This is a genomic window from Thermodesulfobacteriota bacterium (assembly GCA_036397855.1).
In the GTDB taxonomy this organism is placed as follows: Bacteria; Desulfobacterota_D; UBA1144; order Nemesobacterales; family CSP1-2; genus DASWID01.
Window position 1 is genome coordinate 1 of record DASWID010000028.1, and the last position, 14,629, is coordinate 14,629.

Here is a 14,629-nt window from a genome sequence, read left to right on the forward strand (position 1 = left end):
TGGGGCACGAGGGTATGAATATGGAAGGGAATAAAGAAATGGAGACTCAGCAGAACCCCGAGGGCTATACAGAGATTAATATCACTCCACAAAGACAACAGCTTATAGGTGTAAAGACAGATGAAGTGATTACAAGAAATCTTATAAGGGATATCAGAACAGTTGGAATAATTGAAGCCGATGAGACAAAGATTGCGCGGATTAGTATCAAATTTACGGGATGGATTAATGATGTGTTTGTAGATTATGTTGGGAAATATGTAAGACGTGGGGAACCGATTTTTACGGTGTACAGCCCAGAGCTCGTTTCTACCCAACAAGAATACCTTCTTGCTCTAAGGGCACAGGACTCGTTTGGAAAAAGCTCATTCCCTGAAATCTCTTCAAGTGCAAAATCACTGCTTGAGGCTACACGTGAAAGGCTCCTCCTCTGGGATATACCTGACAGCGAAATCAGGAGAATTGAAAAAACAGGAAGACCCATTAAATACCTAACTCTCTATTCTCCTATAAGTGGATACGTAACTAAGCGAGAGGCCTTTCCTCAGAAGATGATTATGCCCAGTGACGTTGTATTTGAGATTGTGGATCTGTCTTCTCTATGGCTTCTTGCGGACATATATGAATACGAACTTCCACTGATTAAAGAGGGACAAGAAGCAACACTTTCTCTGTCATACTACCCAGCGGATGTTTTTCAAGGAAACGTCACCTACGTTTACCCAACTTTAGAGACAAAAACCAGAACTGTGAAAGTGAGGTTTGAGTTTAAAAATGAAGGTATGAAACTAAAGCCCGGTATGTATGCCAATGTTGAGCTAAAAGTTCCTTTAGGAGAAAGGCTATCCGTTTCAGGGGATTCGGTCATTGAAACTGGAGAAAGAAATATCGTATTTGTCGCTATGGGAGATGGCTATTATGAACCAAGAGAGGTTAAAGTCGGACAAAAAGCTGAAGGCTACTATGAGGTTTTAACCGGCCTAAAAGAAGGCGAGAGTGTGGTAAGAAGCGCAGCTTTCCTTGTAGATTCAGAAAGCCGTTTGAAAGCTGCTTTGGAATCATTCGGTGCGGGTATGCCCGGGCATGGAGGGATGGAGCCTGTTTCCGAAGCTCCAAAATTAGCACCTAAAGACGTTAACATTTCTTTTAAGTCAAATAACGTACCGCCTAAAGTCGGAGATAATACCTTCAAAATTACTTTGACAGATGTCAATGGAAATCCAATAAAAAATGCTAATGTTGATGTTCTATTTCATATGCCGGCTATGCCTTCAATGGGAATGCCTGCAATGAGCGTAACGGCAAAAGGAAAGCATTCTAAAAATGGACAATATTTTGTTGAGACCGAAATCCCAATGAGCGGTTCATGGCAAGTAAAGGTCGCCGCAACAATGCCTGGAAAACCGCCTGTATCTAACCTCTCTGAAATTAACGTTAGGTGAACCGTAAAGGAGACAAGACATGGTCGATAAGATAATTGAATTTTCTGCTCGAAATCGATTTATGGTACTTCTTATTATTTTCTTTCTGACAGTCTGGGGTATTTGGGCTCTTAAAAATACCCCTCTTGATGCCATACCAGATCTCTCCGATACCCAAGTTATCATTTTCACCGATTGGCCAGGAAGGAGCCCCGATTTAGTCGAAGATCAAATTACATACCCAATAACAACATTGCTCCTTGCAGCCCCAAAAGTGACAGTTGTAAGGGGTATATCCATGTTTGGATTCTCTTTTGTGTATGTCTTATTTGAGGACGGAACCGATATATACTGGGCAAGAAGCCGTGTGCTCGAATATCTCACTGGACTCCAGGGTAGATTGCCCGAGGGCGTTAATCCAATTATTGGGCCTGATGCTACTGGTGTTGGTTGGGTTTACGAATATGCTCTAGTTGATGAAACAGGTAAATACGACCTATCAGAATTACGATCTTTCCAGGAATGGTATTTAAGATACTGGCTACAAAGCGTGCCAGGCGTTGCAGAGGTCGCCAGTGTTGGAGGATTTGTAAAGCAGTATCAGATAAACGTGGATCCCAATAAGCTTTTAGGCTATAACATACCCTTAAAAACCGTGATTGACTCGGTGAGAATGAGCAACAATGATGTTGGAGGAAGAGTAGTAGAGTGGACAGGTAGGGAATATATTGTAAGGGGAAGGGGATATATAAAATCACTTGACGATATAAGAAATATAGTTGTGTCCGTGGATGGGGAGGGAACAGGTACTCCTGTGCTCCTTAGAGAACTAGCCGACGTACGACTCGGACCAGACATTAGAAGAGGCCTCACAGAACTCAATGGAGAGGGTGAAGTAGCCGGGGGCATTGTGGTCGCCCGATTCCGCGAGAATGCCCTGAATGTGATAAATGGTGTAAAAGAAAAGCTTGAAGAAGTTAAAGGCGCTTTTCCCGAGGGCATAAAACTGGTTACTACCTATGACCGTTCTGAACTTATCAAGAGTGCCATTAAAACCCTTAAGGAAAAACTTATAGAGGAAAGCATCATAGTCAGTATAGTCTGTTTGGTGTTTCTATATCACTTTCGATCCGCACTCGTAGTTATCCTAACCCTTCCATTTGCGATTTTATTTTCCTTTATCCCTATGTATTACCTCAAGCTCACATCCAACATAATGTCCCTTGGAGGAATTGCTATAGCAATAGGAGCCATGGTCGACGCTGCAATAGTGATTGTCGAGAACGTACATAAGAGACTTGAACACTGGGAAGAGGAGGGGAAAAAAAGGAATAGATTAGATGTAGTTATAGATGCCATGAAAGAAGTTGGAAAGCCTATATTTTTTGCATTACTCGTGATCACCGCTTCATTTATTCCTGTTTTCTCACTTGAATATCAAGAAGGAAGGCTTTTTAAACCACTTGCCTTTACAAAGACTTTTGGCATGGCATTTGCAGCAATTATATCTATAACCCTCACAACAGCTTTGGTTACAATACTCGTTCGCGGGAAGATTACACCGGAAAAGAAAAACCCCGTGAGCCGAATATTAATAAAGGCCTATGACCCAGTGGTGAACCTTGTATTAAGATTCAAGAAAACTACAGTGTTTATAGCAGTTATTATTCTTGTCGTTACAATTCCTATATTCTTCAAACTGGGCTCTGAGTTTATGCCCCCGCTTTATGAAGGGGTCTTAATGGATATGCCGGTTACGCCACCCGGAATCTCAATAACTGAAGCGGGAAAATTCATACAAGTTAGAGATAAGATAATTAAAAGCTTTCCAGAAGTTAGAACAGTATTCGGAAAAGTCGGCAGATCTGAGACGTCAACCGATCCAGCCCCCCTTTCAATGGTAGAAACAAATATAGTCTTAAATCCCGAGCATGAATGGCGAAAGATTCCCGAGAATCGCTGGTATTCAGGTTGGACGCCCGAACCGCTTAAAAAGGCATTTCGACTTATCTGGCCTGAGGAACGGACCATCTCCCCGGAGGAGCTGATTAATGAATTAAATCAGGCACTCCGATTTCCAGGCTATATAAACGCCTGGACCATGCCAATAAAAGCAAGGGTTGATATGCTTACAACAGGTATTAGAACTCCCATAGGAATTAAGATTTTTGGACCGAACCTTACAAAAATCGAGGAGATCGGAAAAGAAATTGAAGGAGCGCTTCAGGGAATCCCAGGGACTAGGAGCGTTTATGCTGAAAGAGTAACCGGTGGATACTACATAGATTTTTGGGTCAAGCGCGATGAAGCAGCACGTTATGGATTGAGGGTTGAGGATGTAGAAGATGTTATAGAAGCAGCAATAGGGGGGAATAACATTACCCTGACTATCGAAGGTCCTGAGAGATATCCTGTAAATGTTAGATATTCAACGGAACTACGCGACGAGAGTAGAAAGCTTGAGAGAGTCCTCGTTCCAACTCCTTCCGGGGCACAGATTCCCATAGATCAACTAGCTGATATCAGTATCGTAATGGGCCCTCCAGAGATAAGAACTGAGGAGGCGACTAAGGTTGGTTATGTATATGTTGATATAACTGGAAGGGATATCGGAAGCTATGTTGAAGAGGCCAAAAAGGCTATTGGTGAACACGTTAAGCTGCCTACGGGATATTTTCTCACATGGAGTGGACAGTATGAATATATGCAGAGGGTAAAAGAGCGTCTTAAGCTAGTTGTCCCACTTACCCTTCTAATAATCTTCGTGATTCTGTACCTGAATTTTAACAATGTTGTGGAAACCTTGATAATCCTTCTTTCGGTTCCCTTCGCCGCAGTCGGTGGAATATGGCTCATGCATCTTCTGGGTTATAACATGAGTGTTGCCACATGGGTGGGATTTATTGCACTTGCAGGACTTGCAGCCCAAACGGGTGTTGTAATGATAATCTACCTTGATGAGTATTATGAGAAGATGATTAAAGAGGGGAAAAAAGATTCAAAGAGCTTGGCAAAGGCTATACACGACGGAGCAGTACAAAGGGTTAGACCTAAAATGATGACCGTTATGGCAATGATCATGGGGCTTCTTCCACTTATGTGGAGTCACGGTGCAGGTGCCGACGTAATGAAACGGATTGCAGCGCCCATGGTTGGCGGACTAGTAACATCGACTATTCTTACTCTTATCATAATCCCTGCAATTTATGAAATCTGGAAAAGCAGATCTTTAGAAAAGTAAAGTAGGTAAAGTGAGGCGTGTTGATAAGGATGGTCAATAACGAAACATATTTGAAAAACAGTCAAGAATTGGACTACCTCAAAAAACTTGTCAATCAACATAAAGTCTGCTGGGAGGTGTGGCCGGAATACCTTATAGATAAGAATGGGAATAAAGTACAGATCGGTTTTGAACTAGACCTGACGGGAATCCATTATCATCCTGTACACCACCCTACCCCTGGTTGTGATGAATGTGTGAAGGTATATAACGATCTAAAAAAAATTGCTAAGTTAATAACACCAAAAGAAGGACGCGAAAGTAAATATGATATAGGAATTTTCGATAGATCCATTCATTCAGCTCCAATCCGTAAATTAAGAGACGAGGTAACACTCACTTTAAAAATCGTACACCGGGCGGGTTTCGATCGCCCAGTAGACGCTTGCGAAGTTGAGTGCCTAAAAGAAATGGAAGAGAAACTAAAAGAGCTTGGAGTAAAGAAGGGACAGTGGCGTGATTCGGCTAAAGACAGTGAAAATTAGCAAAATCGTATACCAAAGATTTAAGGTTTTTATAAAAATGGATAATTCACTAAAACATCAAGCCACATCACATAAGGAGGCAAAATAAATGCAATATGTCAAAAATATAAAAACGAAGGAGGTGATACAGATGAATAAGCTTTTCCTGGTAATCATAGCTTTGATTGCGTCAGTTTTGTTTCTTCCGTTGACAACAAACATATCAGTTAATGCTTCAGAGGAAGAAGACATAAATGTGCTTATTGAAACTGCGAACACACCTGAGGAACATATGAAGATAGCTGAATATTATGAGAAACAGGCGGCTAAAATGGAGCAAATGGCTCAGAGTCATAAATCAATGGGTGCAGCTTATAAGAACAGAAGCAAACCTTGGCCTTCAATGGTTAAAAACTGTGAGAGGCTCACACAGGAGTATACTGAAGCCGCTAATGAATATAAATCACTGGCACAGGAACACGAAAAGATGGCGCAGGAGATGCAACAGAAATAGACAGTTTATCAGGTAGGGGATTTGGCCTAGTCGTGTCAGAAACGCTCTGGAAAGGAACACCGGTTGTAGCAGGTAGAGCCGGAGGTATACCTATTCAGATGGAAGAAGGTGTTGGGGGGGGTTCTTAGTTAACTCGATAGAAGAGTGCGCCGAGAAGACATTGTGGCTCCTTAGAAATCCGGAAGAGGGCAAGAAGCTGGGCATCCGTGGTAAAGAAATTGTAAGAAAACGATTTCTGCTGACTCACTTAATTGGTGATGAAATGAAACTATACGCCTCACTGTTAGACACTACAGCTAGGACCAAGAAAAAAGAATCCACGCTGGACGCATATGATGAAACAAAAGACCCGGTTTGCGGGATGCAATTGAATCAAAAGAGGGCAGGTTCTATTATACATGAGGGTGAGGAGCATTATTTTTGCTCAGCCTCATGCAAAGAACTATTTGTGTCTGACCCATCACGCTTTCTTAGGACTGGGGAACCGGAGGCTTAGCTATTATTTAGAAGAGAAGATAAAAATCATGCCAGAGTTAAGACAAGATTCCAATACAAAGGAATGGGTGATTATTGCAACAGAGAGAGCGAGACGACCCCATGACTTTAAGATTACAAAAATTAAGGAAGTCCTCCCCCCCTTTGTAGATTCCTGTCCCTTCTGCCCAGGCAATGAATCGGAAACACCTCCTGAAGTCCTAGCCTATCGTGATTCAGGAAAAGCTAATAGTCCCGGTTGGCGAGTGAGAGCAACTCCGAATAAATATCCAGCTCTAGTTCATGATGGTTCCATAGTGAGGAGAGAGGAAGAGAAATTGTTTAGAAAGATGGATGGAGTCGGTGTTCATGAGATAATAATCGAGACTCCATATCATAATGGACTAATCCCGCTTATGAAGGATAAAGAAGTTGAGGAAATACTCCTAGCCTATCGGGAAAGATACAATGTTGTAAAAAAGCATCCTACCGTCAAACTGATCATAATTTTCAAAAATTATGGCAAATCAGCAGGAATATCACTGGATCACCCCCATTCACAGTTAGTAGCAACTCCTATTGTTCCAGCGCATATAAGAAGAAAATTCGAAGTTGCGACGTCCTACTTTGATGATACGGGAAGATGTATTAATTGTGATATTGTACTAGGGGAGCTTAAAAATAAAGAAAGAATAGTTTTAGAGGCAGATAAATTCGTCGTATTTCATCCCTTTGCTTCCCGCTCCCCCTTTGAGACATGGATTGCTCCAAAAAGGCATCTTTCTTCCTTTGGTAACATCCCTCCCGAAGACATTCCTGACCTTGCAAGAGTATTAAAAATCACCCTCTTAAAGATTTATAAGTCACTCAATAATCCTGACTTTAACTTGGTGATCCATACAGCACCTGTCGATGACGAAAATAAGAGCTATTATCTCTGGCATATCCAGATCATACCAAGACTTACTACGGTGGCCGGGTTTGAAATTGGCTCCGGTATTTTTATAAACACTTCCCTTCCGGAAGAAACAGCAGAATTTATAAGGAATGTAAAGATTTAGTCTATTCTTACAGGATGTCTTCCGAATCGCGACTGACCCTAAAAACGGATAAACTACCGTTGAATCAACAAAAACTTCGAATTGCTTGCTTGATGACTCAATAACAATTTATATGATAATAAATGATCATGTTATGGTAATATGAGTCAAGATAATAGATAATGACGTTGCAATAAGGAGGTAAGAGATGAAAGTGATATGGACAATCTTAATTTTTATTATAATTGTTATCGTGGGCTTTTTTATCTTCATCTACATGGGAAAATATGATGTCGCAGCTACTAAGCCCCATACGAAACTTACAGAATTTATATTGGACACCACTACCGAACAATCAATCAGATCCCATGCAAATGGTGTTACCGTTCCCTCCCTTGACGATCAATCAATGGTCAAGACGGGATTCAATCACTATAAAGAAATGTGTGTAGGATGCCATGGCGCTCCAGGTGTTAAACCCTCCGAGATAGGTAAAGGACTATATCCCGAACCACCGGAGCTTGCAGATGAGATCGAGGAATTCAGCTCAGAGGAGCTTTATTGGATTACGAAGAATGGAATTAAAATGACAGGAATGCCCGCCTTTGGACCGACTCACAGTGAAGAGGAACTATGGTCAATAGTAGCCTTTCTGAAGCAGCTTCCCGACTTGACCGCTGAAAAGTATAAAGCGATGGTAGAGGAGGAAAAAGCGCAGAATCAGGAGCATGAGCACGGAAATGATCACGAGCATCATCATGAACCTGGCCACGAACATTAGAAATTTGTTTATGAATTGGTAATAGCATAAACGCAATCGATGTCTAAGCTACCGGAGCTGGATATGCTTAATTTTTAATCAAGATTGAACAATTTTTGTGCAAATGTTAAAAAGAACTGGCAAATAAGTTTTTGAAACAGGCTAAGATTAAAAATGGCATGAACTTTGCAAGCTATAGAATTCAGGGATTAATTTTAACTAAAATTTAAATCTTTATAGTAACAAGACAAAGTAGTTACAAGAAGGGGGTAATATGATGAAAAATTTGTTAACTCTAGCTTCGTTTTTGTTATCTCTAGTGATGTTCTCGTATTTGATCGAAGTGCCGAGTTATGCTTCCGAGGAAGAGGAAATCTTGATTTTGATTGAAAAGGCGCAGACTCCCGAAGACCACATGAAGATTGCCGAATACTACGAAAAAGAAGCCGCAAAAATGGAGGAACTGGCAGAGGAGCATAAATCTATGGGAGAATCTTATAAAAACCGAAGCAAGCCGTGGTTATCGATGGTTAGCAACTGCGAGAAGCTTTCGCAGGAATATAGTGATGCAGCTAATGAGTATAAATCTATGGCACAGGAACACGAGAAGATGGCGCAAGAAATGCAGCAACAAAAATGATGTAACTTCCTAAGGTAATTTATTTTACTATCTTGGGGAAATTATTAAGACGGCAAATTCCCATAATCCTAACTAGAGTTTTTTTATTTTCCTCGCCGGCGAAGCAGGGCACTGCACACTTTTAGGATTACCTTCTCCACTTAAAACTGTCCCAGGATTACTAGGACATAACAGAAGAGAGTAGAGGTTTATACGCCGAGTCCTTAAAAGCTACGACTAGGTTCTTGATTTTGTTTATATTTTGACGTAAATATTAATAAATATCATGGCGCTAACTGGGAAAGCGAACGATAAAGCCTTTACTGGAAAAAAATCACGAAACGGAACCCACAAGACAAAAAATCTTCAACTGCAAAAGCTTGACCATAATCATAAGGGCGCCCCTGCCCTCGCCCAGGCTCACGTTGGCATTGCTATTGGTGCTGGGACAGACGTTGCTGTAGAAACTGCAGACATCGTTCTTGTAAGAAGTAACCCTCTGGATGTAGTTGCAATACTAGACCTTGCACGCGCTACCTATAAGAAGATGGTCCAGAATCTTGCCTGGGCTACAGGCGACAATGTAGTTGCTATCCCGCTCGCAGCAGGAGTTCTGTATCCTTTGAGAATACTTCTCAGTCCGACACTTGGCGCGGTGCTAATGTCACTGAGTACAGTAATGGTCGCCATAAATGCGAAGTTTCTTAGAATTGAGAGATGAACTAGCATAAATGAGTATATTGCTATCTTCTAACGGATTTACAGAAAATGTAAATGAAGGGAGATCCCATGAAATTGAATATATTGACATCGTCACACATTAGGTTTAAATGTAAATAAGTGGAATAAGAGCACTTTGAAAGAGTAATTGTACTCAGGAGGTAATAAATGTGAGAAGATTTATAATTTTAATCGCTATTATGGTATCTTCGGTAAACATCTCATTTGCCCAGGGCACGATGCAGAAAAAAGAGGGACAGAAGAGTATGCCTGGTCAAGGTATGATGGGTATGCATGGAATGATGGGAGGAAAGCATACTACGATGTATGGCATGATGATTCACCATCTCCTGATGAAAGCGAATAATCTTGAACTTACGGACCAACAGAAAAAGGAGTTATCCAAGATAAATGAAATGTTTCTGTATCCAATTGTTCAAAAGGAAGCTGATTTTAAAATCTCACACATTAAAGTTATGGATTTGTTACATGATCCCAATTTTGACCCCTCAAAGGTAAAAGAAGAAATCAAAAACTCTAACGATATCAATCTTGCTATGGCAGATCTCTACGTAAACGGGCTTGTATCAATCAGAAAAACAATCGGTTTGGAAAATTTCAAGACGATTATGGGACCGATGCCGATGATGGGCGGTCAAATGATGAAAATGGAGAGTAAGGAACAAGTTCCTGTTGAAAAACATGAAGAGGATCAGAGTGAGTAATAATCTTATTAGCCGAGTAATTATAAGGGAACTTAAATTTTATGTTAAATGAGCAGTATTACTTTGTTCACCTAGAATTCTACTCAGGCCGGCACCTGGCGCGGGATTCATGTCCTTAAGCAGTGTGATCGTGGCAATAAACGCAGGGTTCTTAAAACTAACGAAATAAATTAGTGACACCGTCAATAACAAATTTCAAGCTCATGAGCGCGATTGCAACTAGAACCAATCTTCTAAAAAAACTTTGAGGTATTTTTGTTAATACTTTCCTCCCTGTATAGGAACCAGCAAAAGCAATTACGAATAGCAAAGGTACATAGAGATAATATTTCTTTTCTAGAAATCCACTTCCTAAATATATGGGAATCCTAGTCAAATCGACTCCTATAGCAATAGCGGCCGCAGAAGCTATATACCTTGTTTTCTCCAAGTCAAAAGCAATTAGAAAGGCGCCCCTCAATGCCCCGCCAGTGCCAATTAAACCCGCTAAGAAACCTGATAGACCCCCTCCAATTATGGCGCTCCTTTTTGTCGCAGAAAACCTAAACTCAGGTCTGAAAGTCGTGGTTATGGAAAATATTAAGAGAAAGATCCCTAGAATCAACTTGAAAATATCTTGAGAAATATATTTCACAAATACAGCCCCAACTCCTGTCAAAATAATACTTGGCACTCCGAAGAGTAATATCAGTTTTTTATCGAGACCATGACGAAAAAAAGTTAATCTTCCTAAATTTCCGAATACATGGAAGAAGGCGACAAGTATTAGAGCAGCCTTGAAGTTTATAAAAAATAAGGCAATAGGCATGAAAATTGTTGAAGAACCAAAACCTATAGCCGTTCCTATTACCTCAGCAATAAATGCCGTCGCAAAAAATAATAATTCACTCAGAGATTATCCCCTCAATAATTTTATAGAAATATCTTATTTAAATATTAAAACAAACTGTCATAAAATCTTTAGTAATTTTTTTTAACCTTATTTTGATTTTACCCTGAATTTATTAACATACTTGTTGAATACCCCGTAGTTTTACTACCGTGATGAAAACAGGTCGCCCCGCGTGCAAAATCGAATTTAAAATTTTAGTATTAGCAATGCTAAAAAACTAGAGAGGAGATATTATGGTAATTGCAAAGTCATTGTTTTATTTTGTATTGGCTGGATTGTGTGAAATAGGAGGTGGGTATCTTGTATGGCTCTGGTTAAGAGAAGGTAAAAGTATCTGGTTTGCTCTTTTTGGAGCGGTTGTGCTAGTACTTTACGGGGTTATTCCCACTCTTCAACCAGCACATTTTGGAAGGGTTTATGCAGCCTATGGAGGTATATTCATAGTACTGGCTATTCTTTGGGGATGGAAGATCGATAATATAACTCCAGACAGATTCGACCTTATGGGTGGCACTATTTCATTGATCGGCGTTTTTGTAATAATGTATTGGCCCAGAAGTTGAATTCTGAATTATATTTATTCTTAAAACATTCAGTTAAAAGGGTACAAAATCACAAGCAATTACAAAGATGACCAATATGTAATTTTTAAAATGGGATTGTTCAGAAAACGCAATTGAATTATTAGAAAATGGAATTACAGGCAGTAATCAGATGCCCTGAATGTGGATTTGAAAAGGAGGCGACCATGCCGGTCGATGCCTGCCAATTCTTCTATGAATGCACGAACTGTAAAACAGTACTTAAACCAAGACCAGGAGATTGTTGCGTCTTTTGTTCCTACGGAAGTTTAAAATGCCCGCCAAAACAAGAGGGGCGGTGAATAATTTGGATTGCACAAATTTTGTTTCCATGAGGAACCTCTTATAATTTTTAAAAAGATATAAATGGTAAAAGAATAATTACTATAATGATGAATAATACAGTGAAAGAACATTGGAGCAGAATTTACACTTCAAAAGACATAAACAAGTTAGGGTGGTATGAAGAAATTTCTTTACCTTCCATTAAATTAATTTCCAAATGCCATATTAATAGGGATGAGCCTATATTAGATGTAGGTGTAGGTGCATCAACTTTAATTGATTCTCTTATTGTGCAAGGATTTAAAAATATTAACGCAGTTGACATTAGTGAAGTAGCATTGAACAAGCTAAAAGAAAGATTAGGCGAGGATAATAGCCGCTTAGTAAAATGGATTGTAGATGATATTACAAAGCCAATCCATATTCAGAATTTAAGGGATATAGCACTTTGGCATGACAGGGCTTTATTTCATTTTCTCCTAGAAGAAAACCATCGACACATGTACTTAAAAACGCTAAAGAAGGTGGTTAAAAAAGGTGGCTATGTAATCATTGCAAGTTTTTCGTTGAAGGGGGCGAAAAAGTGCAGTGGTCTGGATGTGATGAATTACGATCAAAATATGCTGGCGAAATTCTTGGGAGAGAATTTTGATCTGCTTGAGTATTTTGATTATATGTATTACATGCCATCAGGTGAACCCAGGTCATACATCTATACATTATTCCAAAAGATGAATTAAAGGAGTGAAAAAATTAGTAGCATTAGTAAGAATAGCACAATTAACAAAATTAAATCCGAACTGCAAGAAGGAATAGATCTTGAGAAGTGCAGAAAATGCGGATGTATGAAGCAGACTTTGGAGAACCTCCACTCCTCTTTTTCCCTGAATCAGACTCAGGGTTCATCGGAACTGATTAAAAACATAGAGCATTGGCTTTACTTAATGGACCCAATTAAGTATGAGTGCCTCGGTTGTGAGTATTGTTACCCTGCAGAAGCTATGAATATATTTGCTCATGAATTCCCTGAAATAGCAGAGGCGAGATCTTTACGTTGTGGATTTGAGATTAGACAACAAACCTGGCCTCCTGTTCCAGGAGATTATTTTTCCTTATGTGATGATCAGAGTTGTCCAATTGCAGTTTCTACTCTTGCCAGCGTAGAACTTTCTGAAAGGCTTGCCAGTATTAAGCCAAAGGGGCTTTGCATTGTCGGAAAAACTGAGACAGAAAACATAGGCATTGACAAAGTCATCAAAAACACGATTACCAATCCAACAATACGTTATCTTCTGCTAACTGGAAAAGACTCGAAGGATCATCTGCCAGGAAAAACTTTCCTTGCCCTTGGAGAAAATGGGATCGATGGGAAAGGGAGAGTGATAGGGTCTCCTGGGAAGCGTCCATTTTTAAGAAATGTGACTAAGAGAGAAGTTGAAGCCTTTCGGAATCAGGTTGAGGTCGTGGATATGATTAGCTGTGAAGATGAGGCGATAATAATAGAAAAAATCAATGAGCTTTCACAAATGATACTTCCCTCTTCTATTTGTGAGGAGAATTTTGATAAAACAGAACGTGTTCAGATTTTGTCGGTCCCGGTTATAAAAGCAAAATCGCACACAAAAGTCGCGCTAGACAAAGCTGGTTACTTTGTGATTATCCCCCGACAGGATAAAGGTATCATCACAGTAGAGCATTACTCCTACGATAATAAACTTCAACATTTAATAGAGGGTCAAGATGCTAAAAGCATCTACTCGACGATTATAGAATACGGTTGGGTTACACAGTTGACCCATGCCGCTTATCTTGGTAAGGAATTAGCAAAGGCAGAGCTTTCAATGAAACTTGGATTTAAATATATGCAGGATGGTGCGTAAAGAGGTCACAAAGGGATGCATTATTTACAGACCTAATGTTAATAACTCACTAACAACGAATCTCAATCTCCGGAAGACCATTTTTTCGTTTCATGTACTTACTCCCTCCAGTCCATCATAATTTCCCAGCAGATTAAATTTTCCCCCTTGACATTCCACTCTACTGTAAGGTGTACAATTAATATTAAAACTTCAAAATCAGCGAGGTGATAAAAATGGAGCCAAAAGAAACAGTTTACCTTTGTCCAGCATGTGACATGTGCCCCGAGGTAAAATTATTTGAGAGTCATGTGACAATTGGAGAAGAAGGAAACATGGTAGAGCTAAGCGTAGCTGAATGGAATACGCTTGTTGAGAAGATCCTCAGCGGGGCACTTGGAAAGCTTTAACCCATTTTAGGGGAAGGTGGTCATCTTCCACCTTCCCCAATTTAGTTTATGTGGAGGATAAAATATGGAAGAAAAACCGCTTTTTATTGGGAAACTAGCCAAACAAACTCGTGTCAATCCTAAGACAATCCGTTACTACGAGGGAATTAACCTCTTGTCTAAGCCCAAACGAGAGCAGAATAACTATAGGGTTTATTCTCAAGATACAATAAAGCGGATTAATTTCATAAAGAAAGCCCAGGGTCTAGGATTCACTCTGAGAGAAATTAGAGAGGTTCTTGCTTTAAGTGATAGAGGGCTTAAGCCATGCGCTCATGTTCGAGACCTTTTAAGTAAAAGGCTCATGGATCTCGAGCAGAAGCTAGCTGAACTAACCACGCTCAGACGAGAGCTTAAAAAGCTTGAAGATGAATGGGCAAGTATGAAAACAGTAGAAGTCGATAAAGGTGTAGGAATTTGCCCCCAAATTGAGAAGGTTACCGTTCGAGTATCTAAAAATTCTTCTAAGACCTCATCACTCAGTAAATAACCAGGTGGCAAAGGCATGTGGTACATTTTTTTTAGAGTCAAAAACTTACTGCTTAT

Annotated in this window: 16 protein-coding genes and 1 pseudogene; 16 read left to right on the plus strand and 1 reads right to left on the minus strand. The window is 40.0% G+C overall.

Going from position 1 to position 14,629, the window contains the following annotated elements:
- The 10 genes and pseudogenes from VGA95_02090 to VGA95_02135 form a co-directional block, all read left to right on the plus strand.
- A partial coding sequence (locus VGA95_02090; GenBank protein HEX9665326.1) for an efflux RND transporter periplasmic adaptor subunit occupies positions 1–1,442 on the plus strand: 1,442 nt, incomplete at its 5' end.
- 19 nt (positions 1,443–1,461) lie between these two features.
- On the plus strand, positions 1,462–4,662 hold the full coding sequence (locus VGA95_02095) for a CusA/CzcA family heavy metal efflux RND transporter (protein HEX9665327.1): 3,201 nt from the start codon (positions 1,462–1,464) through the stop codon (positions 4,660–4,662).
- Positions 4,663–4,691: 29 nt separating this feature from the next.
- Positions 4,692–5,186 (plus strand): hypothetical protein, encoded by a 495-nt coding sequence (locus tag VGA95_02100; protein HEX9665328.1) that lies wholly within the window; start codon positions 4,692–4,694, stop codon positions 5,184–5,186.
- A gap of 130 nt (positions 5,187–5,316) precedes the next feature.
- Positions 5,317–5,679 (plus strand): hypothetical protein, encoded by a 363-nt coding sequence (locus VGA95_02105; GenBank protein ID HEX9665329.1) that lies wholly within the window; start codon positions 5,317–5,319, stop codon positions 5,677–5,679.
- 160 nt (positions 5,680–5,839) lie between these two features.
- Positions 5,840–6,175, plus strand: a complete 336-nt coding sequence (locus VGA95_02110) for a YHS domain-containing protein (protein HEX9665330.1) — start codon at positions 5,840–5,842, stop codon at positions 6,173–6,175.
- 28 nt (positions 6,176–6,203) lie between these two features.
- Positions 6,204–7,214 carry a galactose-1-phosphate uridylyltransferase gene (galT, locus tag VGA95_02115; protein HEX9665331.1) on the plus strand — a complete coding sequence of 337 codons (1,011 nt, stop codon included), beginning with the start codon at positions 6,204–6,206 and terminating at the stop codon, positions 7,212–7,214.
- A gap of 187 nt (positions 7,215–7,401) precedes the next feature.
- Positions 7,402–7,974 (plus strand): cytochrome c, encoded by a 573-nt coding sequence (locus VGA95_02120; GenBank protein HEX9665332.1) that lies wholly within the window; start codon positions 7,402–7,404, stop codon positions 7,972–7,974.
- A gap of 253 nt (positions 7,975–8,227) precedes the next feature.
- Positions 8,228–8,593, plus strand: coding sequence for a hypothetical protein (locus VGA95_02125; GenBank protein ID HEX9665333.1), 366 nt, complete (start codon positions 8,228–8,230; stop codon positions 8,591–8,593).
- Positions 8,594–8,972: 379 nt separating this feature from the next.
- Positions 8,973–9,293, plus strand: a pseudogene (locus VGA95_02130) (heavy metal translocating P-type ATPase).
- Positions 9,294–9,462: 169 nt separating this feature from the next.
- Positions 9,463–10,017: a hypothetical protein gene (locus VGA95_02135; GenBank protein ID HEX9665334.1), complete on the plus strand. Its 555-nt coding sequence runs from the start codon at positions 9,463–9,465 to the stop codon at positions 10,015–10,017.
- 157 nt (positions 10,018–10,174) lie between these two features.
- On the opposite strand, the gene VGA95_02140 is transcribed toward VGA95_02135, so the two are convergent.
- Complete coding sequence (locus VGA95_02140) at positions 10,175–10,909, minus strand: sulfite exporter TauE/SafE family protein (GenBank protein ID HEX9665335.1); 735 nt, start codon at positions 10,907–10,909, stop codon at positions 10,175–10,177.
- 233 nt (positions 10,910–11,142) lie between these two features.
- On the opposite strand from VGA95_02140, the gene VGA95_02145 reads away from it, so the two are divergent.
- From VGA95_02145 to VGA95_02170, 6 genes are all read left to right on the plus strand, one after another.
- Positions 11,143–11,472 carry a YnfA family protein gene (locus VGA95_02145; protein HEX9665336.1) on the plus strand — a complete coding sequence of 110 codons (330 nt, stop codon included), beginning with the start codon at positions 11,143–11,145 and terminating at the stop codon, positions 11,470–11,472.
- Positions 11,473–11,600: 128 nt separating this feature from the next.
- A complete protein-coding gene (locus VGA95_02150) occupies positions 11,601–11,792 on the plus strand; it encodes a GDCCVxC domain-containing (seleno)protein (GenBank protein ID HEX9665337.1) in 192 nt (63 codons plus the stop codon).
- Between the two features lie 102 nt (positions 11,793–11,894).
- Positions 11,895–12,515 carry a class I SAM-dependent methyltransferase gene (locus tag VGA95_02155; GenBank protein HEX9665338.1) on the plus strand — a complete coding sequence of 207 codons (621 nt, stop codon included), beginning with the start codon at positions 11,895–11,897 and terminating at the stop codon, positions 12,513–12,515.
- Between the two features lie 105 nt (positions 12,516–12,620).
- Positions 12,621–13,655, plus strand: a complete 1,035-nt coding sequence (locus tag VGA95_02160) for a DUF4346 domain-containing protein (GenBank protein ID HEX9665339.1) — start codon at positions 12,621–12,623, stop codon at positions 13,653–13,655.
- Between the two features lie 215 nt (positions 13,656–13,870).
- Positions 13,871–14,044: a hypothetical protein gene (locus VGA95_02165; GenBank protein HEX9665340.1), complete on the plus strand. Its 174-nt coding sequence runs from the start codon at positions 13,871–13,873 to the stop codon at positions 14,042–14,044.
- Positions 14,045–14,108: 64 nt separating this feature from the next.
- Positions 14,109–14,573 carry a heavy metal-responsive transcriptional regulator gene (locus VGA95_02170; protein ID HEX9665341.1) on the plus strand — a complete coding sequence of 155 codons (465 nt, stop codon included), beginning with the start codon at positions 14,109–14,111 and terminating at the stop codon, positions 14,571–14,573.
- Positions 14,574–14,629: the final 56 nt, after the last annotated feature.